Below are 24,574 nucleotides of genomic sequence, written 5' to 3'. Positions count from 1 at the left end.
CCGTTCCGGCCGGCCCCGGGAGCTCGGGCCGGGCGCAGCGCCGTGCCCGAGGACGGGGCGCAGCCGCTAGCGGGGAGGCCAGGGCGGGGGCGGGAGCTGCTCGCCGCCGCACACCGCGTGGAACTCGTCGACGGCGGCCTGTCCCTCCACCGTGATCTCGCCCAGTCGCTCCCGCTCGGCGGCCAGCCGTTCCTGCACGGCGGCGATCGCCTCGGGCGCCGCCTGCTCGGCCTGCAGTGCGGCCAGTTCCTTCTCCGTGGCAGTGGTGGTCTCGTCGAGGCTCCGGTAGTCCGCCGCCAGCCCCTCGATGAGGGTTCGCTGGTTGGCGCAGTCCTCGATGGCCATCGCGGGGCTCCCTGGGCCGGAAGGCCTCCGACCCGGCGGCCGGAGCGTCCACCGACACTCTGCGCCGCCGGCCCCGCGTTCGCAGCCAGGTCAGGCCATTCGGCTGCCTCGGGGCCGCGGGCCGCGACGGAGCGGGCCGGGTGGGATCAGGACGGGACGGGACGGCGCGGGGCGGGCACGGGTCCGGCGGCGCTCAGGACTCCGGGCGGAGCATGGGCGGGTTGAGAACGGTCGCCCCGCCGGCGGTGAACAGCTGGGCCGGACGGCCACCCTGACGCGTCGTCGTGCCGCCCGAGGGCAGCAGGAAGCCGGGGGTGCCGGTGACCTTGCGGTGGAAGTTCCGCGGGTCCAGCACCACGCCCCAGACCGCCTCGTAGACCCGGCGCAGCTCGCCGACGGTGAACTCGGTCGGGCAGAAGGCGGTGGCGAGGGAGGAGTACTCGATCTTGGAGCGGGCGCGTTCCACACCGTCGGCGAGGATCAGGCCGTGGTCGAAGGCGAGCGGGACGCCGTCGGCCGGGTTCTCGCCGAGGAGTTCGCCGACCGGGGCCCAGCGGGCGCTGCTGGCGTCGCCGCCGGCCCGCGGCGTGGGCAGATCGGGGGCCAGCACCAGGTAGGCGACGCTGACCACGCGCATCCGGGGGTCGCGCTGCGGGTGGCCGTAGGTGGCGAGCTGCTCCAGGTGGGCACCGGCCGCGCCGGGGCCGACCGCGTCGTGGCCGGGGGCGGTGTGCGCGCGCAGGCCGGTCTCCTCGGCCAGCTCACGGGAGGCGGCCTCGGCCAGGCCCTCGTCCGGGCGGACGAAGCCACCGGGCAGCGCCCAGTACCCCTGGAACGGCGGCTCTCCTCGTCTGACCAGCAGGGCGCAGAGCGAGTGGTCGCGCACCGTCAGCACCACGAGGTCAACCGTGACAGCGAACGGGGGAAAGGCCGACGGATCGTAGCGCGACATGGCGACGATCATAGTCGTCTCTCTGACGATAAGCACAGGCCCGTGCGGGGAACGCGCAGGGCCGAGGCCCCGCACGGGCCCCGTGCGGTTCGCATCCGTCCAGTGCGGGACCGGGAACGGGCAGGCGCGGCGTCGGTGACCCGGTGTCACCGTCGCGGGGGCGCGAGCCCCCGCGACGGCTCAGCGGGCGACGAGTTGCAGGTCCGTGGACGCCTCCTCCACCATCGCCACGCCGATCCGGCTCACCCGGACGGAGAACGGCTCGCCCGCCACCCGCAGGCCGGTCAGCTCCAGCTCGCCGAGCGGTGCGGTGCTGGCCGGGCGGACCAGCACCCGGCCGCCCGGGACGTCGGGCCGGACCCCGGCGAGGGCGAACACCGCGTGCGCGGCGGCGGCCGCGGAGACCGCTGCCGGGCGACAGGCGGCCGGGTGCGGCACCGGCGGGCAGCCCGGGGTGCGCTGCTCCCCCGCGTACATCTCCGGCAGCCGCCCCTCGAAGTGGACGCTCGCGGCGAGCAGGCCCTCCAGCAGGGTGCCGGCCTCGTTCTCGTGACCGGCCTCGGCCAGTCCGGCGATCGCCAGGGCCGTCTCGTGGACCCGCACCGCACCGCCGCGGTGGCCCAGCGGGTTGAACCGGGGGGACTTGGCGCTCAGCGTGCGCAGGCCCCAGCCGCTGTCCAGCTCCGGCGCGACCAGGCGCTGGGCGAGCAGCCGGGTCTGCTCGCGGTCCAGCAGGCTCTCGTACCGGCCGCCGTCGACGGCGAGCCCGGTGTCCAGCAGGTGCACGAGGGAGGAGGCGACGGCGGGCAGCGGCTGGCCGCCCGGGGCCAGCCCGGCCGCGGGACGGCCGCCGGACAGGTCGTCGATCCAGAACCGCTCGCGGAAGCGCCCGCGCAGCGCGGCGGCCCAGCCGCGCCAGTCCTCGGCGCCCGGCCTGCCGAAGGCCTCCAGCAGCTCGGCCCCGTGCAGGGCGGCGCGGTGGGCCTGCGCCTGGACCTCGGCGCGGGCGGCGACCGGGTGGGCGGAGCGCTCCTCCAGCGGGCGGCTCAGGTCGGTGACGAAGCCGTCGACCAGGCCCTCGCGCAGGGCGGCCAGGGCCCGCTCGGCGGCCGGGAGCAGCTCGGCGACCTCCGCCGGGGGCAGGCCCCAGCGCCAGGCCTCGGTCAGCACGGTGACGAACAGCAGGGTGGCCTCGGTGGCGGTGCAGGTGGGCGGCAGCTCGGGACCACCGTGGCGCAGGGCGCCGGGCAGCAGGCCCTCGGTGCGGCCCGGGGCGGGGGCGAGCTGCTGACGGCGGGCCAGCGCCCGGAGGGTGCCGGCCGCCAGCCGGGTGCCGAGCGGCAGGGTCAGCCGGGCGGCCCAGAGCGCGTCGGCCGGGGCGAGGCCGAAGCGCCAGGGCGCGCCGGAGGCCGGGTAGAGGTCGGTCGGGCGGTCCGGGTCGGCGAACAGCAGCCCGCCGAGGGCGTCCAGCGAGCGGGAGACCAGCGGAGCCGCCCGGCCGTCGTCGCTGCGGACCTCCGGCTCGGACCAGGGCAGCGGGGCGCCGGTGCCGCGGCCGCCCGGCGGGCGCGGGCCGCCGACGGCGCTCTCCAGCTCGGTGTGCAGCTCGACCGACCAGCGGGCGCCGGGCTGGACCTCCAGGTCCCAACGCAGCACGCCGGCGCCGGCCAGGACGGCGTGCGGGGAGGGCTGGGCGCTGACCACGGCGCTGTGCACCGGCCCCGTCCAGCGCAGCCCGGCGGACTGCACCTGGCCCGGCAGGTCGGGCTGGCGGTGCCCGGCGGCGATCTCGGCGACCGGGCCGAGGTCGGTGCCGAGGGCTATCTCCAGGGGCAGCCGGGCGGGCCGCGGACCGGTGTTGCGCACGACCACCGTCTCCACGCCGTCCGCGTGCCGCAGCCGCTCGACAGTGAGCGCCGGGTCCGGGTCCAGGTCGCCGGGGACGCGGACCGCGCCGAGGAAACGGGCCTGGGCAGTGCTGGTCAGGGTGCCCTGGAGCGGCAGCGGCTCCATGCCGCCCAGCCGCAGCTCCATCCGGGCGAGCACCCGGACGCCGTTGCGGTAGAAGCCGTGCAGGCCGTGGCCGCGCAGCTGGCCGTCGGGGCCGGAGGCGGCCATCGCCGGGGCGTTGACGCAGATCACCGCGTGGTGGACGGCGGGTGGCTGCGGGCGCGGCGGGGCCGCGGGTCGGCCCGGGCCGACCGGTGCGCCCGCGGGCCCGGCCACCGGGGCCTGGTCGGGGCGGCCCATCGGCCTGGTCGGCGCGCCGACCACGCTCTCGGCCGGCATGGCCTGTGGTGGCCTCATGGCGGTCACCGGACTCTCCTCCCCTCGGCGGTCCGGTGGCCGGGTCAGGCCGGTGGGCCGCGGGCGTGCTCGATCGCGTGCTGGTGGTGCCGGGCCGGCGGGGCCGTCCCGTCGGCGGATGTGCCGTGTCTGGCCGTACCCGGCGGTGGGTCGTGCCATGCGGTGCGCGGTACCGGGTGGGTACCGGCGCGCCGCGCCTTCGTTCCGGGGCTCGCCGCCGTGCCCGGCACGCCGTCAGGTCCGGCGCCCCGGTCTGCCGGTGACGCCCTTCCCCCGCGGCCCGCGCCCTCCGGCCGTGCGGTCCCGTGGCGGCGGCCGGTCGTGGCGCCGCACGCGGTCACCCAGCGCTGCCGGTGCCCGGGCGGCCGGGTCCGCACCGCCCGGCGATCGGCCCGATCGGCCCGCCCGAACCGGGTGCAGGCCCCCGGGGGTGAACGCCGCGCACCGCCACCAGGTCACGCCCCGCCGCTGCACCGCTGGTCAGGGCGGCCCGGCTCGGCGGTCGTACCACTTCCGTCGGATCGTCACCGGGGCCTCGCTGCGGGCACGTCACCGTCCACCCTCCGGGGCCGGCGCCCACCGTCCGGGCCGGTGCCGGGGCCGGCTCGGGCCGTCCGCCGGTCGGGCTCGGTCGTCCGATCGGGCGGGCGGGGCGGTCGAACCGGTGGTCGACCGCCGCCAGGATACGGTGCGGGGGTCGCGGCCCCCGCACCCGGTGACCCCGTGAACCGCGACGCCATCGCTGTGACCAGCAGAGACCGAGGAGTTGCATGTCCACCATCAGCCGGCTGCCCGGGATTGTCACGACCGACCACGTGTTCCAGCTGCCGCTCGACCACGCCGCCCCGCAGGGCGAGCAGATCGAGGTGTACGCCCGCGAGGTGGTGGCCACAGGCCGCGAGCGGGACGACCTGCCCTGGCTGGTCTTCCTCCAAGGCGGCCCCGGCGGCAAGGCGGCCCGCCCGCTCGGCCGGGACTCCTGGCTGGAGCGCGCCCTGGACGACTACCGGGTGCTGCTGCTCGACCAGCGCGGCACCGGGCGCTCCACCCCCGCGACCCGGCAGACCCTCGCCCGGCGCGGCGGCCCTCAGGAGCAGGCGGACTACCTGGCCCACTTCCGGGCGGACTCGATCGTCCGGGACGCCGAGCTGATCCGCGAGCGGCTGCTCGGCGCCGACCGGCGCTGGAGCGTGCTCGGCCAGAGCTTCGGCGGCTTCTGCACCCTCACCTACCTCTCCATCGCCCCCGAGGGCCTGACCGAGGCCTTCATCACCGGTGGCCTCGCCGGCCTCGGCAGCTCGGCCGACGACGTCTACCGCGCCGCCTACCCGCGGGTGGTCCGCAAGAACGAGGACCACTACGCCCGGTTCCCGCAGGACGTCCAGGCGGTGCGCCGGATCGCGGCCCACCTCGCCGACTCCCCCGCGACCCTGCCGGACGGCGGGCTGCTCACCGTCGAGGCGTTCCAGCTGCTCGGCCTGCTGCTCGGCGGTGGCAACGGCTCCGGCACGCTCCACTACCTGCTGGAGGAGGCCTGGGTGGAGGGCGCGGCCGGGCCCGAGCTCTCCGACACCTTCCTGGCAGGCGCCCAGGCCCAGCTCTCCTTCGCGGGCGGTCCGCTGTACGCGGTGCTGCACGAGTCGATCTACGGCCAGCGGTCGGTGGACCAGGGCGGCACCGCCTGGGCGGCCGAGCGGGTCCGCAAGGAGTTCCCGCAGTTCGACGCCCGGGCCGCGCTGGAGTCCGACGCGCCGGTGCTGTTCACCGGGGAGATGATCTACCCCTGGATGTTCGACACCGACCCGGCGCTGCGCCCGCTGAAGGAGACCGCGGACCTGCTCGCCGCCCGCACCGACTGGCCCGACCTGTACGACCGGGCGCGGCTGGCCGCCAACACCGTGCCGGTCGTGGCGGCGGTGTACCACGACGACATGTACGTGGACACCGCCGACTCGCTGGAGACCGCGCGCGCGGTGCGCGGCCTGCGGGCCTGGATCACCAACGAGTGGGAGCACGACGGCATTCGGCTGAGCGGCGGCAAGGTGCTGGACCGCCTGATCAGGATGGCGCGCGGCGAGGCGTAGCCGCCCGCGGGCCGGCGCCGCCGTGTCGCGGGGCTCAGTGCGCACGATGGCTCCCCCTCCCCGCCCGCCGGACGCCCCGGCAGCGGTGGAGGCCGGTCCGGACCGCGGCGGGCGCGCACGCCGCGGCCCGGCCGAGCCGCAGGCCCCGGGCGGACCGCTCGCCGGCCGCCCGGGTGTGCCCGGGCTGCTCGACCCGTCCGGGCGCCGGCAGCAGGGCGACCGCCCCGGCGGCGCCACCGCCCGGCTCCGTGCCGTCGGGGCCGTCGAGGCCGTTGGGCGCGCCCGGCCCCGGATCGGCCGGTGCCGATGCCGTGGACGAGCCCTTCCGGCGACCGCCCCGCCGATGCCGTCGACCACCGGCGGACCGCCCGGGCCGTTCACCGGGAACCGCACCCGCCCCCGGGGCGGCGGGCCCGGGAGCCGCCGCGCCACCGGACGGCACCTCCTGAGCGGGCGGTGACCCCTCGGCGCTCGGCGCTCCGCCGGCCGGGGGCCGCGGTTCGTCGACCGGGGCCGCCGCGGCCTCGGGCTCCTCGCGCCGCCGCCGCTGGGCCTCGACGGCGGCCAACAGGCCCTGGGGCGTCATGCCGTCGTTGAGCGACTCGTAGAGCAGTTCGGCCAGCAGGTAGCCCGGGGCGAGCCGCAGGACGTGGCCGAGCACGACCCGGGCCGTCGCCGTGTCCCCCGCGACCCAGGACGTCCAGGCCAGCAGGGTGAGCGGGGCCACCGCGCAGCCCTCGTAGGGCGGCACCGCCCGCCGGGCGAGGAAGCGCCAGAGCCGCTCGGCCGGGGCCAGCTCGTCGGGCCGGGCGTACTCGACGCCGCGGTCCCGTACCAGGCGGTCCCGCAGGGCGAGCAGCAGTTGGGCCGTCCGGTCCGGATCGAGTTCCCCGGCCCCGGTCCGGAACTCGGCGACGGCCTGGTCGAGCAGGGCGATGCGCTGCTCCCTGGCGAGGGCGTCCACGGCCTCCGCCCGGGCGAGCGCCTCCCGCTGGGCTACGGCCTCCGGCGGGCCGACGGGCTCCAGCCCGCCGATGATCGCCTTCCGGCTGCCGCGCGGCACCAGGCCGGCGACCGTCGCGGCGGCGGCCGCCGGACCGGGGTCGGGGCTGCGCCGCACCGGATTGCCGGCCCCGTCGCAGCAGCCGTCGCCGCGGCAGAGGAAGGACCACCAGCGGCCGTCCGAGACGCACAGCGACTCCTTGACGGCCACGCCCCGGCGCCCGAAGGCCGCCCGGAGGGCCTGCGCCAGCGGCCGCAGCCCGTCCACCACCGGAGGGGCGTGGGCCGTGCCGGGATCCTGGCAGAGGTAGAGGAGCACCTGGAGCGGCCGGGCGCCGTGCCGCTCGGAGAGGGCGACCAGCAGGGCGGCCGTCTCCTCCGCCGCGGCCGGCCACTGCGCGGGCGACCGCGGCAGGTCCGCCCGGATCACCCCGCCCTGGTGGAGGCCGGGGCCGTGGAGCCCGACCGCGACGATGCTGTCGTCCGGGTAGAAGCCCAGGAAGTACGGAAGCAGCTCGGCCATGTCGGCCGGGCCGCGCATGACGACCGACCGGTGGTCGGAGGCCGGACCGAGGGACATAATGACGTGTTCGTTGTTCATCGCGTTCATGGCCGCAAGAGTGGACGCAATCCGCGGACGACGCCGGAACCGAGTTTTTTCTGTGGATAACTCCGCCCCCGAATTTTCCTTCGCTCATTCGGAGTAGGCAAGACTCACTCCCACGGGTGGATTTTGTCTGCCGTTCAGCGGATCAGCGGATGAAATACACCCCGCCTTCCCCCGCTGCCCCTCCCCCGCATTCGTCGCTTGTCAGCGGTACGGGGTTACATGGACGCCATGCAGCAGCCCGACACCCACACCACCAGCACCGCCGACCGCGCCGAGGTCCGGGCGCGGGCCGAGGCCGTCCTGCGCGAGCTCGCCGGCCCCGGAGCCACCCTGCGCGAGGACCAGTGGACGGCCATCGAGGCCCTCGTGGTCGACCGCCGCCGCGCCCTGGTCGTCCAGCGCACCGGCTGGGGAAAGTCCGCGGTCTACTTCATCGCCACCGCCCTGCTCCGGGCCCGCGGCTCCGGGCCGACGGTGATCGTCTCGCCGCTGCTCGCCCTGATGCGCAACCAGGTCGAGTCGGCCGGCCGGGCCGGCATCCACGCCCGCACCATCAACTCGGCCAACAGCGACGAGTGGGCCGCGATCCAGGAGGAGGTCGCCGCGGGGAAGGTCGACATCCTGCTGGTCAGCCCCGAGCGGCTGAACAACCCGGACTTCCGCGACCAGGTGCTGCCCGAGCTCGCCGCCTCCACCGGCCTGCTGGTGGTCGACGAGGCCCACTGCATCTCGGACTGGGGGCACGACTTCCGCCCCGACTACCGCCGGCTGCGCACCATGCTCGCCGACCTGCCGGCCGGCGTCCCGGTGCTGGCCACCACCGCCACCGCCAACGCCCGGGTCACCGCGGACGTCGCCGAACAGCTCGGCACCGGCGCCACCGACGAGCACGCCCTGGTGCTGCGCGGGCCGCTCGACCGGGAGAGCCTCACCCTGGGCGTGCTCTCCCTGCCCGACCCGGCCCACCGCCTCGCCTGGCTGGCCGACCACCTCGAACGGCTCCCCGGCTCGGGCATCGTCTACACCCTGACGGTGGCCGCCGCCGAGGAGGTGACGGCCTTCCTGCGCGAGCGCGGCTTCCCGGTGGCCTCCTACTCCGGCCGCACCGAGGACGCCGAGCGCCGCACCGCCGAGGCCGACCTGCTGGCCAACCGGGTCAAGGCGCTGGTCGCCACCTCCGCACTCGGCATGGGCTTCGACAAGCCCGATCTCGGCTTCGTGGTGCACCTCGGCTCGCCCAGCTCGCCGATCGCCTACTACCAGCAGGTCGGCCGCGCCGGGCGCGGGGTGGACCGGGCCGAGGTGCTGCTGCTGCCCGGGCGCGAGGACGAGGCGATCTGGCGCTACTTCGCCTCGCTGGCCTTCCCGCCGGAGGAGCAGGTGCGCCGCACCATCGACGCCCTCGCCGAGGCCGGCCGCCCGCTCTCCACCGCCGCCCTGGAGCCCCGGGTGGATCTGCGCCGGGCCCGGCTGGAGACCATGCTCAAGGTGCTCGACGTGGACGGCGCCGTCCGCCGGGTCAAGGGCGGCTGGACGGCCACCGGGCAGAGCTGGGCGTACGACGGCGCCCGCTACGCCAAGGTCGCCGCCTCCCGGGAGGCGGAGCAGCGGGCGATGCGCGACTATGCGGCGGGCACCGGCTGCCGGATGGAGTTCCTGCGCCGCCAGCTGGACGACGAGCAGGCCGTGCCGTGCGGGCGGTGCGACAACTGCGCGGGGCCGCTGCACACCCCGGACGTCTCCGCGGAGACGCTGGCGGCCGCCCGGGCCGCGCTCGGCCGCCCCGGCGTGAGCTTCGAGCCGCGCCGGCTGTGGCCGACCGGGATGGACTCGCTGGGGGTGCCGCTCAAGGGCCGGATCCCCGCGGGCGAGCAGGCGGAGACCGGCCGGGCGCTGGGCCGGCTGTCCGACATCGGCTGGGGCACCCGGCTGCGCACCCTGCTCGCCGATCAGGCACCGGACGTGCCGGTGCCCGGCGAGGCGGTGGACGCGCTGGTGGCGGTGCTCGCCGACTGGGCCCGGGGCCCGGGCGGCTGGGCCGGACCCGCGACGACGGAGGGCGCCCGGCTGGAGCGGCCGGTCGGCGTGGTGACGATGGCCTCCTCGACCAGGCCGCGGCTGGTCGGCAGCCTGGGCGCCCGGATCGCCGAGGTCGGGCGGCTGCCACTGCTCGGCGGGATCGACTACGCCGGCGGGCTGCCCCCGCACGGGGCCCGCAGCAACAGCGCCCAGCGGCTGCACTCGCTGGCCGGCGCGCTGGTCCTGCCCCCGGAGGTGGAGCAGGCGGTGGCGGCCGCCGGTGGGCCGGTGCTCCTGGTGGACGACCTCGTCGACTCGGGCTGGACGGTCACCGTGGCCGCCCGGCTGCTGCGCCGGGCGGGGGCGAGCGCGGTGCTGCCGCTGGTACTGGCCGTGCAGGGGTGACGGGACGGCGGAAGGCCGTCGACGAAGCCCACCCACTCACCCGAATGGCCTAACAGAAAGGATCAGGCGAAGCGATTTCGATCACACCGGCCGAACGATCCGGGAAAGGAGTGCTCACCATGCCGATGACGGTTCGCCCTGCCCTCAGGGCGCTGTGGATCAAGGCCTGGAGGCGCCTGCTCGGCACTCGGTCCGCTGTGGAACATATCCGGCAGACCATGGGCTATCGGGTGGCGTTCATCTTTTCATCATTGCCGCTCTGCCCCCGATGCCCTGAGAATTGGGAGGTACCCGAAACCCGGTCCGCTGGCCCCGCCCTTCGGCGTACCCAGGCACCCGCCTGCCCACGGGCCAGGAAGGAGGATCGTGATCAACGGTATCGACCGAGGTCAGAATCCCTTCTCCGGGAGTCCGGAACCCAGACGGGTGCTGGACCTGGAGACCTGGACCGCCTCGGGGATCCCGTTGCTGCGCGACCCCCGCGAGTTCGTCCTGGAACTGCACCAGCATCACCTTCCGCAGCCGGGCACCGTCGTGGTCGCCGTCGTGGACGCGCTCCACCGCCTCGTCGCCTCGGCCTCGTTCACCCCCTGGCCGCACGACACCGACGGCTGGCAGCACCGCAACGCGCTGCTGACCCACCTGCGCCGGATCATTCCGCACGACCTGCGACGGTCCGAGCCGGCCCGGACGGCCGTACTGCTGCGCTGCCGCGACGGCGCACCCGGCTGGACGGAGCAGGACGGCGCCTGGATGTGGGCACTGAGAGACGCGTCCGCGCTCCACGGACTGCGCTGCGGCGCGTACATCGGGCTCACCCCGGCGGGTTGGCAGGTCCTCGGGGACGGACGGGGCGGACGCAACCCGCACGCGGGCTCGTGGGCCGACGGGCCGGTGCACACCGTGACGGAACTGCCGCCGCGCTCGGCGCTGGAAGCCCCGCGCAACCACCGCACCCGCCAACGGACCGCCGACCAGGCCGAGCGCGGCGAGGACGCGGCACGCTCCCCGAAGTCCGAGCCCCTGTGGGCAGCGACGCGGGTCGCAGCGGCCGAACCGACGCGCCGCACCGGCACGGGCTGAGTCCGCACCGGCCACCGGCCCCACCGGGCCGTCGACCGTCGACCGCCGGCCGTCGACACCTGCCGACACCGTCGGCCCCGGGCGCCGTGGAACGGACCCCGGGCCCGGCACCGTACGACGGCACCGGGCCCGGGGTGGACGACTGTGGTCAGGCCTTGACCGGACGGCTCGGCGCGGCTCCGGCCGCGCCCACGGCAGCCGGGCCGGCGTCGCCGCAGACCACCAGCAGCGCGGTCGCGTGGCCGAGCGCCTTGGTGTACGCCTCGGCGGCCCGGGCGGACGGTCCGCCGTTGACCACCAGGACGACCACCTCGCGGGTGACCGGACGGGTCAGCGCGGCGTCCGCGTAGAACACGTCCCCGCCCTCGGCGAGCTGCGCCCAGTAGCGCTCCTCACCGAAGGAGAGCTCGTGCTGCTGCCACGGGTGGGCCTCGCCGACCGTCAGCACCAGGATGTCGCCCGGATCGCGGCCGGACTCCAACAACAGGTCGACCGCCTCGTCGGCGTGCTCCACGGCCCGCGCCGGGGTGGCGGCGATCCGTTGGACCTCCACCTGCGGTGCGGCGGGAGCCGGGCGGCGCGGTGCCGGCCCGGGCTTGGGGATCAGTCGCGGCGGGCCCGGACGGGCGGCGCGCGGCGGGACCGGGCGCGGAGGCGCCGGACGGGGGCCGGGCACCGGGGCCGGGGCGGCGACGGTGGTGGGTGCGGTGGCGGGGGCTTGTGCGTCCGACTCGCGGGGGAAGGGAACGCCGGGGCCCGGGATGCTCTCGTGAATCTCCGGCTCCTCGGGGAAGACAGGCATACCCGGATATCTATCAAATGCCGGTCGGACGCGCACGGGCACCCCACCCATTGGGCACCGGTCTCCTGCCGCCCCCTCCCGGGGCAATTCCAGACGGATCGTCAGAAACCGAGCGTCAACTGTTCGTCGGCGGACCCACGGCCGTCGCCCGCACCCTCCCGGACGCGCTTGAGATGGCGCCACTTCGGCAGTGCGTCCATGTACGCCCAGGAGAGCCGGTGGTGCCCGGTGGGGCCGAACTCCTCCAGAGCGGCGCGGTGCACCGGGGACGGGTAGCCGGCGTTGTCGGCGAAGCCGTACTCCGGGCACCCCTCACCCAGTTCGGCCATCAGGCCGTCGCGGTGGACCTTGGCGAGCACCGAGGCGGCGGACACGCAGATGCAGGACTGGTCACCCTTGATCACCGTGCGCACCCGCCAGGGGCCGCCGAGGTAGTCGTGCTTGCCGTCCAGGATCACCGCGTCGGGTTCGACCGGCAGCGCCTCCAGCGCGCGGACGGCGGCCAGCCGCAGCGCCGCCGTCATGCCGAGCTCGTCGCACTCCTGCGGGGAGGCCTGCCCGAGCGCGTACGCGGTGACCCAGTCGGCGAGCACGGGGGCGAGCGCGCGGCGGCGCAGCTCGGTGAGCAGCTTGGAGTCGGTCAGCCCCTCCGGCGCCTTGCGCAGGCCGGTGACGGCCGCGCCCACGGTGACCGGCCCGGCCCAGGCGCCGCGCCCGACCTCGTCGAGACCGACGACGATCTTGGCGCCGGCCCGGCGGAGCGAGCGTTCGACGGAGTGCGTCGGGGGGACGATGGGCATGGCGTCTTCCGTTCAGCGGGGGCAGCCTCCAGCCTAAGCCCGGCCCACGACCGCCGAGTCCGCCCTCCCGGACGGGCAGGTCCGTCGACGGGCGGGCGGGGCCCGCCCGCCCGGGCCACCGGGATCCGGCGCCGCCCGGCCGCCCCTCGAACCCGCCCCGACCTCCCCACGAACCCCCGGCTCCCCTCGGGCGCCGCCCGACCGCCGGGCGGCACGCTCCATGCGCCCGGCGCCGGCCGCCTCAGGCCCGGATCATCGGCTCCAGCACCTCGTCCACCAGCCGGCCGGCGAAGCCCGGCCCCATGTTCTCCAGCCCGCGGATCTTGACCTGGTAGAGCAGCACCGCCGGGATGACGTCCGCGACCAAGGGGGTGGCCGCGCCGGGCCGGACGTCGCCGCGCTCGGCGCCGCGGCGCAGGATCTCCAGGATGGTCCGCGCGGTCGGCTCGATGACCCGGTCGGTGACGAAGGCCTTGAAGACCTCGGCCCGCTCGTGGTCGATCTCGCCCATCAGCGCATTGAGCGCGGAACCCACCCGGGAGGTCATCGCCTTCGTGAACCCCTCGACGAGCTGGTGGAGTTCGTCCCGTGCGGACCCGAGATCGGGGGTGTCGTAAGGGCGTGGGAGAGTGGCGTCCAGGGCGTCGAGAACGAGTTCGTCCTTGGACGCCCAGCGCCGGTAGAGCGCGGCCTTCCCGGTCCGCGCCGCACTGGCGACCCCTTCCATGGTCAGCCGCGCGTATCCGCCGGAGGTGAGCTGGTCGAGCGCGGCCTCGAAGATCGCCGCCTCCAGTTCCTTCCCCCGGCGCCGCGTCGGCCGCCTCAGCGCCTGGTGAGCGGCCCGCACCGGGCAGAAGACCGGGTCCGCGCCCGGCCTGCCGCCCGGCTCCGCGCCGGCTCCGGCGTCCTGCCCCGCGACCGCCGCCCCGGCGTCCGCCTCCGCAGGCCGAACAGTCGCCTCCCCCGACGCCGGGTCCGCCCGGTCGGCCGAGCCCGCCGGACCTCCCGGAGAGCCCTCCGGAGAACCCCCCGGGGAGCCTCCCGGCGACCGACCGGACCGGTCCGCCATCAGGCGCCGCACCAACCGCTCCATCGCCACCATCCTTAAGGAACGCTTGCGTTCACAATCACGGCCAGGATATCGTCCCGATTAGTGAACGATCCCGTTCCTTCCCGGCCCGCGCAAGGGCGCGCGGCCGCACCCGGCCCGGCGACTCCGCCGAACCGCACCACCGAGCACACAGCCAGCAGGGGGCACATTCGTGGCCATCTCCGACACGCTCAGCAAGAACTCGCCACCGCGGACGAGCCAGGGGCGGGGCAAGGGCATCACCCTGACCGTCATCGCGGCCACCCAGCTCATGGTGGTCCTCGACGCGACCATCGTGAACATCGCGCTTCCGCACATCAAGGACGCCCTGGGCTTCTCCACCACCGACCTGTCGTGGGTCATCAACGCCTACACCCTGACCTTCGGCGGGCTGCTCCTGCTCGGCGGTCGCGCGGGCGACATCCTCGGCCGCCGCCGGGTGTTCATCTTCGGCACCCTGCTGTTCGGCCTGGCCTCGCTGCTCGGCGGTTTCGCGCAGGACAGCACTCTGCTGCTGGCCGCCCGCGCGCTCCAGGGCATCGGTGGCGCGATCTGTTCCCCGACCGCCTTCGCCCTGATCGCGACCAACTTCGACGAGGGGCCCGAACGCAACCGCGCGTTCGGCGTGTTCTCGGCGGTCGCCGGTTCGGGCGCCGCGATCGGCCTGCTGGCCGGTGGCCTGCTCACCGAGTACCTGAACTGGCGCTGGGTGTTCTTTGTCAACGTGCCGATCGCGATCCTGATCGCGATAGCCGCGCCGCGCTACATCGCCGAGTCCGAGCGCCACCCGGGCCGCTTCGACCTGCCCGGCGCGCTCACCTCGACACTCGGCCTGGTCGGCCTGGTCTACGGATTCATCCGGGCTGCCTCGGACGGCTGGTCGGACGGCATCACGATCGGCTCCTTCGCGGCCGGCGCGATCCTGCTCGCGGCCTTCCTCGTGGTGGAGAGCCGCACCGACCAGCCGATCACCCCGATGCACCTGTTCGCCGACCGGAACCGCACCGGCGGCCTGGTGATGATGCTCTGCCTGGCCGCGGCCATGTTCGGCATCTTCTTCTACGTCGTGCTGTTCGTGCAGGGTCCGCTCGGCTACAGCCCACTGAAGGCCGGCGTCTCCTTCCTCCCGATCAGCGTCGCGATCATCATCGCCGCGCAGATCGCCTCCAACCTCCAGGCCAAGTACGGCCCGAAGCCCTTCATGGCGGGCGGCGCACTGCTGGTCACCGTCGGGCTCGGCTGGCTGACCCAGATGAGCAAGGACAGCGGCTACCTGGACGGGGTGCTCGGCCCCACGGTGGTGTTCGGCTTCGGCATGGGTCTGATCTTCGTCCCGGTGATGCTGCTCTCCGTCGCCGGTGTCCCGGGCGAGGAGACCGGCGCCGCCTCCGGCCTCCTCAACTCGATGCAGCAGATCGGCGGTTCGCTCGGCCTGTCGATCCTGACCACGGTCTTCGCGCACTACGCCACGACGGAAGCCACCGCGCAGCTGCCGAAGTTCATGGAGAGCGCGACGCCGGAGCAGCTGGCCTACCTCCAGCAGCACCACGAGTTCCCGCCGGGCACGGACGCCGCCAACACCGTGCTCACCCAGGGCATTTCGCACGGCTTCATCGTGGGCGCCGCGCTCGCGGCGGTCGCCCTGCTCGTCGCGGTCTTCGCGATCAAGGCCAAGGCCGGCGACCTGCCGAGCGGCTCCTCCGCCGTCGCGATGCACTGACACCGTCACGGCAGTCCGACGCCGTCACGATGCGGCGACACCGCGGCCCGCGGCCCGCGACCCGCGACCCCGGCCGCGACACCGCGACACCGCGACACCGCGCGACAAGCCACAGCCAGGCCAACAAGCCGCCGCAGGACACAGGGCCGGCCGGGAGCAGCACGCTCCCGACCGGCCCTGCCGCCGTCCGCGGGCCCCCACCCCGGTCGTCCTACCTGTCCTCGTACGCCAGCCTCGCCCAGTCGCAGGCCGTGCGGCCGGGCGCCGTCGAGCCCATCAGCGGCCGCTCCGCCAGGATCTCCCGGGCCCGGGCGGCCGCCAGGTTGGTCGCGTACCAGGGCTTCGACGCTCCGCCCACGCCCTGACCGATCAGCTGCAGCGCACAGCTCCGCTGCGGCTCGGGGAGCCGGTCCAGGGCGGGCACCGCGTCCGCCGCGAGCCGGCGGACGTTGCGCAGGTCGATCGCCGCGGTGTGCGGGTCGGTCCGCAGCGCCCGCTCGTACCGGGTGACGTTCTGCTCGGCGACGATCGCGTCCGGACCCATCAGGCCGTAGACCGCGACGGTGAGCATCCCGCTGAGGACGACGACGCGCGGCAGCCAGCCGGTGCGGCGGGTCAGCCCTGCCGCGATCAGCAGCAGGAAGACGGCGCCCAGCCAGACCTCGACCACCAGCACCCAGAGCCGCAGCCGGGTGAGCCCGGAGGCGTCCACGTAGAACCACATCCGGCCGAGCGCCGAGGCGACCACGGCCAGCGCCAGCAGGCAGAGCAGCCCGAGCAGGATCCGCGCCATCCGGCGGTCGGCCGCGGTGCTGCGCGGCGCCCACCGCTTGGCGACCGCCACCACGACCAGCGTGAGCACGGTGATCACGCTCAGCTGCCAGAAGCCCTGCCGGGCGTACGCGGAGCGGCTCATCCCGGTGTTGCTCAGCACGGCATCCGCACCGCCCAGCACCACCACGGCCTGGATCACGGCGAAGACGCCGAACATCAGGTTGAGCGCGACCAGCGGCAGCGCCCACTCCAGCCGGCGCCGCTCCCGGCCCGGCCGGATCACCGTACGGTCCCAGCGGCGCGGGCCGGCGGCCATGTGCGCGAAGCCCAGCGCGGTCGCCGCCCCGAGCACGAACAAGGCACCGCGCCCCGGGAGTTGGTCGAGGTCGAGGTCCGGACTGAGGCTGCCCAGCAGGTCCGCCATGGCGGCGTCGGCGCTGGCGAACAGCAAGCCGAAGACGATCAGCAGGCCGGCGGCGACCGCAATCGCCTTGAGCACCGGGACGATCCGGCCGCGGCCGGGCAGGTTCCGCCGGTCCACGCTCTCCCAGACCCAGACCACCGAGGGCACCAGCTGCCACGGGATGCCGGGCAGCGCGAGCAGCACACCCGCCCAGCGACGGCCGCCGTGCAGGGCCAGCGAGGCCAGCGCGAGCGCGCCGACGGCGGCCAGCACGCCGGGCCAGGAGGCGTCCCAGCAGGCCGGAACGGCGAGCAGGGCGAGGGCGAGCAGGCTCCACGCCGCCGTCCAGGGCCGGATCCGGCGACCGGCCGCCCGGGCGGTGACCCCTGCCCCGACGGCGACGGCGGCGCCGAGCACCAGCAGGTTGGGCCCCAGGCCGTCGAAGAGCAGCCAGGCCGTCAGCAGGCCGGTGAGCAGGGCCGCCAGGGCGACCCCGGGCGTGGCCGCCGCCCGGCGTTCGGGGTCGCTGCGGCGCAGCCACGCACCGGTCGAGGGCGCGGGCGCACCGGGAACCCGGTCCGGGCCCGGCCGCCCTTGCCGACCCTGCGGTCCCTGCGGCCCCTGCGGCCCGGGGCCCGTCGCACGGTACGGGCCGTACGGGTCGTACGCGTCATAGGAGTTGTGCGGCTCAGTCGGGCCGGCCGCCCCGGCCTCCTCGGTCGCCCCGGACAGGCCCGGCACCCCGGTCGCCCCCGGCACCCCGGTCGCCCCCGGAACCTCGGACGTCCCCTGCGGCTCGGTCGAACCGGTGGAGCCGGGCAAGCCGGGCGAGCCGGGCAAGCCAGATGAACCGGGCGAATCGGACGTGGCAGGAACGGACGGACCAGACATGAGTCCCCCTCAGTGGTCGGCGGGCATGCGGCGGCCACCCGTCGGGCGGTCCACCGGCGGGCGCTCCCGGCGCCCCGGCCGCTGCCGACTGTAGACCATTCTGAACAGGTTCAAAAGTCAGCTCTGAACGCGTTCAGAACGCCCTCACCACCAAGGACTCCCCCGCTACCCCTTCACCGACCCGGCCAGCAGCCCGCGAACGAAGTACCGCTGGAGACTGAAGAAGACGATCAGCGGCACGACGATCGACAGGAACGCCCCGGCCGTCAGCAGCTCCCAGCGCCCGCCGAGCGAACCGGACAGCTGCGCCAGCCGCACCGTCATCGGCGCCACCTCCGGCGTGCCGCCCGCGAAGGTCAGCGCCACCAGCAGGTCGTTCCAGACCCACAGGAACTGAAAGATCGCGAACGAGGCCAGCGCCGGAGTGCACAGCGGCAGCACGATGGAGCGGAAGATCTTGAAGTGCGAGGCGCCGTCCACCACCGCGGCCTCCATCAGGTCGCGCGGCAGCTGGGCGATGAAGTTGTGCAGCAGGAACACCGCCAGCGGCATCGCGAACATGGTGTGCGCCAGCCAGACCGGCGCGTAGCTGCCCTTCAGGTCCACCGCCGGAATCAGCGTCAGCGCGCCCAGGTGCGCGCCGCCGGCGAACAGCCTCAGCAGCGGGATCAGCGCCATCTGGAGCGGCACCACCTGGAGCGCGAACACCGTGAAGAAGACCGCGTCGCTCCCCCGGAACCGCACCCAGGCCAGCGCGTACGCCGCCATCGCCGCCAGTGCCAGCGGGAAGACCGTCGCCGGGATGCTGATCGCCAGCGAGTTGACCAGGAAGGGCATCAGGCCGGTGGAGACCCCGGATCCGCCCTCGAACAGCACCGAGTGGTAGTTGCCGAGGCCGAGGTCGGGGTGGAGGAAGGCGTTCCACCAGCCGCTGGCGGTCACGTCCTGCTTGGGCCGCAGCGAGGTCACCAGCAGACCCAGCGTCGGGATCGTCCAGAGCACCGTCATCGCGATCACGAACACCGAGGCCAGCGGACTGCTGAAGGCCTTCCGCACCGGCCGCACCGCACCGGCCGGTCGCACCGCCCCCTCCGACCGCACCGCCTTCGCCGTCCCCTCCCGGCCGTCCGTCCCGGTCACCGGACCTCACGCTCCTTCCGCAGCTGCAGGATGTTGTAGGCCACCAGCGGCAGCACCGCGAGGAAGAGGAGCACCGCGAGGGCGCTGCCCCGCCCGGAGTTGAACTGCACGAAGGACTGCGAGTACATCTCGTTGGCCAGCACCTGGGTGCCGAAGTTGCCGCCGGTCATGGTGCGGACGATGTCGAAGGCCTTCAGGGTGATGATCATGACGGTGGTCAGGACGACCATCACCGTGGTGCGGATCATCGGCACGGTGACGTACCAGAACAGCCGCACCCCGCTCGCGCCGTCCAGCCGGGCCGCCTCCACGACCTCGTCCGGGATCGCCTTGATCGCCGCCGACAGCACCACCATCGCGAAGCCGGTCTGCACCCAGACCATCACTGCCATCAGCAGGAAGGTGTTCAGCGGCTGCGAGAGCAGCCAGTTCGGCGGATCGTCCCAGCCCACCGCGACGGCGAGCTGGCTGAGCAGGCCGATCTGCGGCTGGCCCGGACCGCGCGACTCGTAGACGAACTTGAAGATGATCGACGCGCCGACCAGCGAGATCGCCATCGGCATGAAGATCAGCGACTTGTACACCGACTGGCCGCGCATCCGGTCCACCAGCAGCGCCAGCACCAGCCCCAGCCCGGTCGCCGCCAACGGCGCGGCCACCAGCCAGAGCAGCGTGTTGACCAGCACCTTCTGCACCGAGTCGGAGGTGAAGGCCCAGCCGAAGTTCTCACCGCCGACGAACCGGGTGCCGTCGTCGTTCTGAAGGCTGAGGTAGACCGTGCGGACCAGCGGCACGACCAGGCCGACGGCCAGCAGCAGCACCGCCGGGCCGAGGAACACCGCGACCGCCAGCGGACGGGCCAGGCGGCCCCGGGCCCGGCCGGCGACCAGGAAGACCACCAGCAGGATGCCGAGGAAGCCGGCGACGGCGCCGAAGGTGTTGCCGAACTTGACCGCCGCGTCGTTCCAGGTGCCGGCCGCCAGTCTCTCGGCGACCAGCCCGTCGGCGGCCAACCGGTCCGCGGCCAGCTCGGCGGCGGGTGACGGGAATCCGGGTACGGACATGGCTGTGCGTCCCTTCGGGCGTGGTGGGAAGGGGGCGGGCGGTGCGGGTGGGTGGCCCCGCACCGCCCTCGACAGGTAGTCCCAGTGCGCCGGCAGCGGACCGGCGCCTCGGCTACTGCGGCCAGGCGGCGTCGATGTCGGCGGCGGTCTTCTGGATCGACTGCCCCTCGGCGAACCAGGCGGTCAGCGACTTCCACTCCTGCCCGGCGCCCACGGCGGCCGGCATCAGGTCGGAGCCGTCGAAGCGGAAGGTCGCCGACGGGTCGGTCAGCGCCTCGGCCGACAGCTTGTCGATCGGGTCGGTGTAGAGGCCCTTGTCCACGCCCTGGTTGGCCGAGACCCAGCCGCTCGCGGTCTTCACCCGGCTGCTCGCCCAGGCGGAGCTGGACAGGTAGTTCTGCACCGCCTGCACCTCGGGCCGACCGGAGAAGGCCGCCAGGAACTCGCCGCCGCCCTCGACCGGATTGGCGATCGACGGGTTCACCGCGGGCAGGTGGAAGGCGAAGACGTCCCCGTCCGGGCCGACCTTGGTGCCCTTGGGCCACTGCGCCTCGTAGAAGGAGGCCTGCTGGAGCAGCATGCACTTGCCGCTCAGGATCGGGGTGCCCGCGTCCTGGAAGGTGGTGGTGGCGATCGACTTCACGTCGCCGAAGCCCGCGTTGACCCAGGCCGGGTTCTGCATCCAGTCGGCGACCGTCTTCATCGCGGTGGTGATCTTCGGGTCGGAGAACTTCACCTGGTGGCCGACCCACTGGTCGTACACCTCGCCGCCGTACGAGCCGAGCACCACCTCCTCCAGCCAGTCGGTGGCCGGCCAGCCGGTGGCCGTTCCGGAGGCGATGCCGCCGCACCACGGCTTGGCGCCGCCCGCCTTGGCGATCCGGTCGCTGAGCGCCATCAGGTCGGCCCAGGTCTTGGGCGCCTCGTAGCCGGCCGCCTTGAAGGCCTTCGGCGAGTACCAGACCAGGGACTTCATGTTGGCGCTCATCGGGGCCGCGTAGAACGTGCCGTTGACCGATCCGTAGGTCTTCCAGATCGGGCTCCACTTGTCCTGGTTGGCGACGGTCTGGGCGGGCGGCTTCACCACCTTGCCGCTCTTCACCATCTGCGCCAGCAGACCCGGCTGCGGGATGATCGCGAAGTCCGGGGCGTTGCCCCCGGAGACCCGGACCGGCAGCTGGGACTCGAAGTCGTTCGAGCCCTCGTAACTGATCTTGATCCCGGTGCACTTGCCGAACTCGGCCCAGGACTTCTCCAGGTTGTCCGACTCCGGGCTCAGGATCGAGGCGAACATCGTCACCGTGGTACCCGCGTGTCCGGCGTACGGCTGGTACGCGGCGCAGTCGCCGGACAGCGACGCGGCCGATCCGCCACCGCCACCGCCCGAACCGCCGGAGCTGTTGGAACAGGCCGCGGTCAGCGCCAGCGCCGCCACCAGGGCGGCCGCGGCGACCGGACGACGGCGGTAATCCGGGTGCTGCGCGGTCGGATTGAGGGTCAATGCGGTTCTCCTCGCCAGGGCGTGCTGCCGACGGTGGGCTGAACGACATCGCGCTGTACCGGAGATGGGCCCGCAAGGGATCACGGACAAAGGATCAGGGGCGGGGATCAGGGACGGGGATCGCGGACGGGATCACGGGCGAGCCGCGTCCGGACTGATCGAAGACGTTAACGCAGCCGCCGCCCCTCGCCAAGGTCCACGTTCGACCTTCACGAGCCGGTGTCCCGACCGTGACCCGCGACCAGGCGTTTCCCGGGCCGCCGCCACCAGAAGTCGAAGGCCCCGACCGGAAATCCGGACGGGGCCGAGGACATGACGTTGCATCAGGTCAGAACAGGCGGACCGGCAGCTCCCGCAGGCTGTTCACCACCAGCGAGGGGCTCGGCCGCAGCTCGGCGTCCGGCACCGCGAGCGACAGCCCCGGGAAGCGCTCGAACAGTGCGGGCAGCGCGACCCCCGCCTCCAGCCGGGCCAGCGGGGAGCCCGGGCAGACGTGCGGGCCGTGCCCGAAGGACAGGTGACGGGCCGGGTCCCGGGTGAGGTCGAAGACCTCGGCCGTCACCCCGTGCTGGAGCGGGTCGCGACCGATCGCGTTGTACGAGACCAGCACCGGCTCACCCGCCGGGATCACCACCTCGCCCACCGGGATGTCCTGTGCGGCGAACCGGAACAGGAAGTTGCTGGTCGGCGGCGTCCAGCGGAGCGACTCCTCCACCACCGCGTCCCAGGACACCCGGCCCGAGCGCACCAGCTCCAACTGGTCCGGGTGGGTCAGCAGCGCCCGCACCGCGTTGCCGATCAGGTTCACCGTGGTCTCGTGGCCGGCCGCGATGATCACCCGCAGGGTGGCCGCGGCCTCCGCGTCGGTCAGCGCCCCGCCCTCGGTGTCGGCCGCCAGCAGCACACTCGCCAGGTCCTCGCCGGGAGCCGAACGGCGCTGCGCCACCAGGCCGTTGACGAAGGCGTTCAGCGCGGCGACGGTCGCCTGGATGCCCTCCGGGTTCGGCTTGATGCCGAAGAACCGCTCGTACAGGTCGCGCAGCAGGCCGTGGTCCGACTCGGGAACGCCCAGCAGCGAGCAGATCACCGTCATCGGCAGCGGGAAGGCGAAGGCCGTCTTCAGGTCCACCACCGGCTCGCCCGTCGCCAGGGCGTCCAGCAGCGCGTGGGTGATCTCCTCGACGCGCGGACGCATCAGCTCCACCCGGCGCGGGGTGAAGGCCTGCGCGACCAGCGCCCGCAGCCGGCGGTGCTCGGCGCCGTCCGTGGTCACCATGCTCGGGCCGGGCACCGCCAGACCGATCAGCGGCCAGGTCTTCGGCACCTCGCCACGCTGGTACGCCGCCCAGTGCGCGGCGTCCTTCACCAGCCGGGCGTCGGTCAGCAGGTCGCGCGCGGCGGCGTGCTGCGTGACCGCCCAGGCGGCGACCCCACCGGGCAGCTCGACCGGCACCACCGGGCCGGCGGCCCGCAGCAGCGCGCCCTCGGCCGCGTTGTCACGGGCCAGCGGGTCGAGGACGATTCGGGCCGGGGCAGCGGTCATCGACAACTCTCTTTCGAACAGCGGGTGTTGAATGATCAGGCCGGGTGGCCCGGGGTGAACGAGACCGGCAGCGCCACCAGCCCCCGCACCCAGGCCGACGGCCGCCACACCAGCGCGTGCTCGGCCACCGCCAGCCGAAGGTCCGGCAGCCGGTCGAGCAGCACCTCGATCGCGGTGGTGGCGATCACCTCGGCCGCCTCCTGCGCCGGGAACGGGCAGCCGTGCTCGCCGTACGAGTAGCTCATGTGCGCCCGGTTCCCCTCCGCCGGGCGGCCGTCCGGCTGCCGGACCGCCGGATCGGCGTTGGCCCCGGCGAAGCCCAGCAGGACCATGTCCCCCTCGGCGATCCGCTGGCCGCCCAGCTGGGTGTCACGGACCGCCCAGCGGCCGGCGAAGATCTGGGTCGGGGTGTCCTCCCAGAGCGCCTCGTTCAACGCCTGGCTGATGCTGCGCCGGCCGCCGGCCAGCGAGGCGGCGAACCGCTCGTCTGTGAGCATCAGCCGCAGCGCGTTGGAGATCCAGTACGAGCTCGGCTGGTGGCCGGCGATCAGCAGCACCCGCAGGTCGCGCGTCACCTCGTCGTGGGTCAGCCCGGCCGGGTGCGCCAGCATCCGCGAGGCGATGTCGGCGCCGGGGTACTCCGCCTTCTCCTCGACCAGCGCGAGCATCAGCTCCAGGAGCCGCTGGGCGCCGGCCGGCGCGTCCGGGCCGCCGTCCAGCATCGCCAGCAGCGCCGCGATCAGCTGCGGCGCCTGCTCCTCGTCCAGGCCGAGCACCCGGCACAGCACCAGCAGCGGCATCCGGTGCGCGTACTCGGCGACCAGATCGGCCTCGCCGCGCCCGGCGAACTCGTCGATCAGCCGGTCGGCGATCTCCTCGGCGTGCTTGCGCAGCTCGTACGGGTCGATCCCGGCCAGCGCGTCGGTGACCGCGCGCGAACGCCGGACGTGCTCCTCGCCCTCGGCGTAGAGGATCGACGGCACGGGCGCCATCATCGGCTTCAGCGACCAGTCGGCGGGCAGCGTCTCCCAGGCGTGCCAGCGGCTGGAGTCACGGCCGAACAGCTGCGGCCGGCCGGTCACCTGCTGGAGCTCGCGGTAGCCGATGACCAGCCAGGCTGGCACGCCGCCGGCCAGCTCGACCGGGGCGACCGGGCCGTGCGCGGCGCGCAGCTCGCGGTAGAGCTGGGACGGGTCGGTCTGGAAGCGCGGCCCGTACAGCGGCGTGGCGCCGGCGTGCGCCGGGCAGCCCGGGGGCGGGGTGGCGGCGGGCTCGGTCACGGGGTGCTCTCCTCGTAGATCACGGTGCGGGACCCTGCCCGGGCGGGCTCCTCGGCCCCGGCGGCAACGGCCCGAGCGGCCCCGCCGGTCAGGAACCCCTCGTCGGCCCCGGCCAGGGCGGCCAGGTGGTGGACCAGGGCGATCAGCACCTGCTTGCCGGACTCGCGGTCGCGCGCGTCGCAGTCCACCAGCGGTACCCCGGCCGGCAGGTCCAGCGCCTCACGGACCTGCTCCAGAGTGTGGCCGGGCTCGCCGAAGTTGTTGCGGGCCACGATGAACGGCGTGCCGTGGTGCTCCAGCCGGTCGATCGCGTACCAGGAGTCCTCCAGCCGCCGGGTGTCCACCAGGACGACCGCGCCCAGGGCGCCGCTGAACAGCCGGTCCCAGAGGAACCAGAAGCGCTCCTGGCCGGGCGCGCCGAACAGGTACAGCACCTGGCGCTCGGAGAGGGTGATCCGGCCGAAGTCGAAGGCGACCGTGGTGGAGCGCTTGCCCCAGGCGCCGGCCGGGTCGATGCCCTCGCCCGCCCTGGTCATCACCTCTTCGGTGTTCAGCGGGCGGATCTCACTGACCGAGCCGACCAGGGTGGTCTTGCCCACCCCGAAGCCGCCGACCACGACGATCTTCAGCGCGTTGTCGGCCGTCGCCCGCAGCGGGGTGCGCGCACCAGCGGGCCGGACGCCGGCGTCAGCAGCGGCAGCGGCAGCGGCAGCGGCAGCGGCAACGGCAACGGCAACGGCAACGGCAACGGCGTCGGCG

The 24,574-nt window shown here is 74.5% G+C and carries 18 protein-coding genes; 4 read left to right on the top strand and 14 right to left on the bottom strand.

The window, feature by feature from the left end; all coding sequences use genetic code 11:
- Positions 1–66: 66 nt before the first annotated feature.
- The 3 genes from ACWGJO_RS07635 to ACWGJO_RS07625 form a co-directional block, all read right to left on the bottom strand.
- A complete protein-coding gene (locus ACWGJO_RS07635; RefSeq protein WP_387694106.1) occupies positions 67–345 on the bottom strand; it encodes a hypothetical protein in 279 nt (92 codons plus the stop codon).
- A gap of 193 nt (positions 346–538) precedes the next feature.
- On the bottom strand, positions 539–1,297 hold the full coding sequence (locus tag ACWGJO_RS07630; RefSeq protein ID WP_359912725.1) for an NUDIX hydrolase: 759 nt from the start codon (positions 1,295–1,297) through the stop codon (positions 539–541).
- A 180-nt stretch (positions 1,298–1,477) separates the two neighbouring features.
- Complete coding sequence (locus ACWGJO_RS07625) at positions 1,478–3,604, bottom strand: amylo-alpha-1,6-glucosidase (RefSeq protein ID WP_452182617.1); 2,127 nt, start codon at positions 3,602–3,604, stop codon at positions 1,478–1,480.
- Positions 3,605–4,374: 770 nt separating this feature from the next.
- On the opposite strand from ACWGJO_RS07625, the gene ACWGJO_RS07620 reads away from it, so the two are divergent.
- Positions 4,375–5,688 (top strand): alpha/beta fold hydrolase, encoded by a 1,314-nt coding sequence (locus ACWGJO_RS07620; RefSeq protein WP_452182610.1) that lies wholly within the window; start codon positions 4,375–4,377, stop codon positions 5,686–5,688.
- Between the two features lie 34 nt (positions 5,689–5,722).
- Here the strand turns inward: ACWGJO_RS07620 and ACWGJO_RS07615 are convergent, their stop codons facing one another.
- Positions 5,723–7,300, bottom strand: a complete 1,578-nt coding sequence (locus tag ACWGJO_RS07615; protein WP_452182609.1) for a DUF4192 domain-containing protein — start codon at positions 7,298–7,300, stop codon at positions 5,723–5,725.
- 228 nt (positions 7,301–7,528) lie between these two features.
- On the opposite strand from ACWGJO_RS07615, the gene ACWGJO_RS07610 reads away from it, so the two are divergent.
- Together ACWGJO_RS07610 and ACWGJO_RS07605 are read left to right on the top strand one after the other, a co-directional pair.
- Complete coding sequence (locus ACWGJO_RS07610; RefSeq protein ID WP_452182608.1) at positions 7,529–9,724, top strand: RecQ family ATP-dependent DNA helicase; 2,196 nt, start codon at positions 7,529–7,531, stop codon at positions 9,722–9,724.
- Positions 9,725–10,150: 426 nt separating this feature from the next.
- Entirely contained in the window at positions 10,151–10,807 is a 657-nt protein-coding gene (locus ACWGJO_RS07605) for a hypothetical protein (protein WP_452182607.1), read from the top strand.
- Positions 10,808–10,955: 148 nt separating this feature from the next.
- Here the strand turns inward: ACWGJO_RS07605 and ACWGJO_RS07600 are convergent, their stop codons facing one another.
- The 3 genes from ACWGJO_RS07600 to ACWGJO_RS07590 all read right to left on the bottom strand — a co-directional run bounded on the left by ACWGJO_RS07600 (position 10,956) and on the right by ACWGJO_RS07590 (position 13,256).
- The gene (locus tag ACWGJO_RS07600) at positions 10,956–11,609 is read right to left on the bottom strand and encodes a hypothetical protein (protein ID WP_452182605.1); all 654 of its coding nucleotides are present in this window, start codon (positions 11,607–11,609) and stop codon (positions 10,956–10,958) included.
- Between the two features lie 101 nt (positions 11,610–11,710).
- Positions 11,711–12,409 carry a ribonuclease HII gene (locus tag ACWGJO_RS07595; RefSeq protein ID WP_380540118.1) on the bottom strand — a complete coding sequence of 233 codons (699 nt, stop codon included), beginning with the start codon at positions 12,407–12,409 and terminating at the stop codon, positions 11,711–11,713.
- Between the two features lie 241 nt (positions 12,410–12,650).
- The gene (locus ACWGJO_RS07590; RefSeq protein ID WP_387736107.1) at positions 12,651–13,256 is read right to left on the bottom strand and encodes a TetR/AcrR family transcriptional regulator; all 606 of its coding nucleotides are present in this window, start codon (positions 13,254–13,256) and stop codon (positions 12,651–12,653) included.
- 415 nt (positions 13,257–13,671) lie between these two features.
- On the opposite strand from ACWGJO_RS07590, the gene ACWGJO_RS07585 reads away from it, so the two are divergent.
- The gene (locus tag ACWGJO_RS07585; RefSeq protein WP_452182604.1) at positions 13,672–15,219 is read left to right on the top strand and encodes an MFS transporter; all 1,548 of its coding nucleotides are present in this window, start codon (positions 13,672–13,674) and stop codon (positions 15,217–15,219) included.
- 211 nt (positions 15,220–15,430) lie between these two features.
- Here ACWGJO_RS07585 and ACWGJO_RS07580 read toward each other — a convergent pair whose 3' ends face one another.
- The 7 genes from ACWGJO_RS07580 to ACWGJO_RS07550 form a co-directional block, all read right to left on the bottom strand.
- A complete protein-coding gene (locus tag ACWGJO_RS07580) occupies positions 15,431–17,218 on the bottom strand; it encodes a DUF4153 domain-containing protein (RefSeq protein ID WP_452182603.1) in 1,788 nt (595 codons plus the stop codon).
- Positions 17,219–17,452: 234 nt separating this feature from the next.
- Positions 17,453–18,427, bottom strand: coding sequence for a carbohydrate ABC transporter permease (locus ACWGJO_RS07575; RefSeq protein ID WP_452182602.1), 975 nt, complete (start codon positions 18,425–18,427; stop codon positions 17,453–17,455).
- The gene (locus tag ACWGJO_RS07570) at positions 18,424–19,491 is read right to left on the bottom strand and encodes a carbohydrate ABC transporter permease (protein WP_452182601.1); all 1,068 of its coding nucleotides are present in this window, start codon (positions 19,489–19,491) and stop codon (positions 18,424–18,426) included. The genes ACWGJO_RS07575 and ACWGJO_RS07570 overlap by 4 nt, the downstream gene beginning before the upstream one ends.
- A 112-nt stretch (positions 19,492–19,603) precedes the next feature.
- Positions 19,604–20,992, bottom strand: a complete 1,389-nt coding sequence (locus tag ACWGJO_RS07565) for an ABC transporter substrate-binding protein (RefSeq protein WP_452182600.1) — start codon at positions 20,990–20,992, stop codon at positions 19,604–19,606.
- 328 nt (positions 20,993–21,320) lie between these two features.
- A complete protein-coding gene (locus ACWGJO_RS07560) occupies positions 21,321–22,535 on the bottom strand; it encodes a cytochrome P450 family protein (RefSeq protein ID WP_452182599.1) in 1,215 nt (404 codons plus the stop codon).
- Positions 22,536–22,570: 35 nt separating this feature from the next.
- On the bottom strand, positions 22,571–23,815 hold the full coding sequence (locus ACWGJO_RS07555) for a cytochrome P450 (RefSeq protein WP_452182598.1): 1,245 nt from the start codon (positions 23,813–23,815) through the stop codon (positions 22,571–22,573).
- On the bottom strand, positions 23,812–24,468 hold the full coding sequence (locus ACWGJO_RS07550) for a GTP-binding protein (protein WP_452182616.1): 657 nt from the start codon (positions 24,466–24,468) through the stop codon (positions 23,812–23,814). Before ACWGJO_RS07550 ends, ACWGJO_RS07555 begins: the two co-directional genes overlap by 4 nt.
- Between the last annotated feature and the right edge of the window lie 106 nt (positions 24,469–24,574).

The sequence above is a fragment of the Kitasatospora sp. NPDC054795 genome, from assembly GCF_053611565.1.
The sequence above is the reverse complement of the archived record's forward strand: the minus strand, read 5'-3'. Positions and strand labels throughout refer to the sequence as shown.

What these genes read in the sequence shown, in the direction of transcription:
- ACWGJO_RS07635 (WP_387694106.1), bottom strand. Translation starts at nt 345, where the DNA reads ATGGCCATCGAGGACTGCGCCAACCAGCGAACCCTCATCGAGGGGCTG.
- ACWGJO_RS07630 (WP_359912725.1), bottom strand. Translation starts at nt 1,297, where the DNA reads ATGTCGCGCTACGATCCGTCGGCCTTTCCCCCGTTCGCTGTCACGGTT.
- ACWGJO_RS07625 (WP_452182617.1), bottom strand. Translation starts at nt 3,604, where the DNA reads ATGAGGCCACCACAGGCCATGCCGGCCGAGAGCGTGGTCGGCGCGCCG.
- ACWGJO_RS07620 (WP_452182610.1), top strand. Translation starts at nt 4,375, where the DNA reads ATGTCCACCATCAGCCGGCTGCCCGGGATTGTCACGACCGACCACGTG.
- ACWGJO_RS07615 (WP_452182609.1), bottom strand. Translation starts at nt 7,300, where the DNA reads ATGAACGCGATGAACAACGAACACGTCATTATGTCCCTCGGTCCGGCC.
- ACWGJO_RS07610 (WP_452182608.1), top strand. Translation starts at nt 7,529, where the DNA reads ATGCAGCAGCCCGACACCCACACCACCAGCACCGCCGACCGCGCCGAG.
- ACWGJO_RS07600 (WP_452182605.1), bottom strand. Translation starts at nt 11,609, where the DNA reads ATGCCTGTCTTCCCCGAGGAGCCGGAGATTCACGAGAGCATCCCGGGC.
- ACWGJO_RS07595 (WP_380540118.1), bottom strand. Translation starts at nt 12,409, where the DNA reads ATGCCCATCGTCCCCCCGACGCACTCCGTCGAACGCTCGCTCCGCCGG.
- ACWGJO_RS07570 (WP_452182601.1), bottom strand. Translation starts at nt 19,491, where the DNA reads ATGTCCGTACCCGGATTCCCGTCACCCGCCGCCGAGCTGGCCGCGGAC.
- ACWGJO_RS07560 (WP_452182599.1), bottom strand. Translation starts at nt 22,535, where the DNA reads ATGACCGCTGCCCCGGCCCGAATCGTCCTCGACCCGCTGGCCCGTGAC.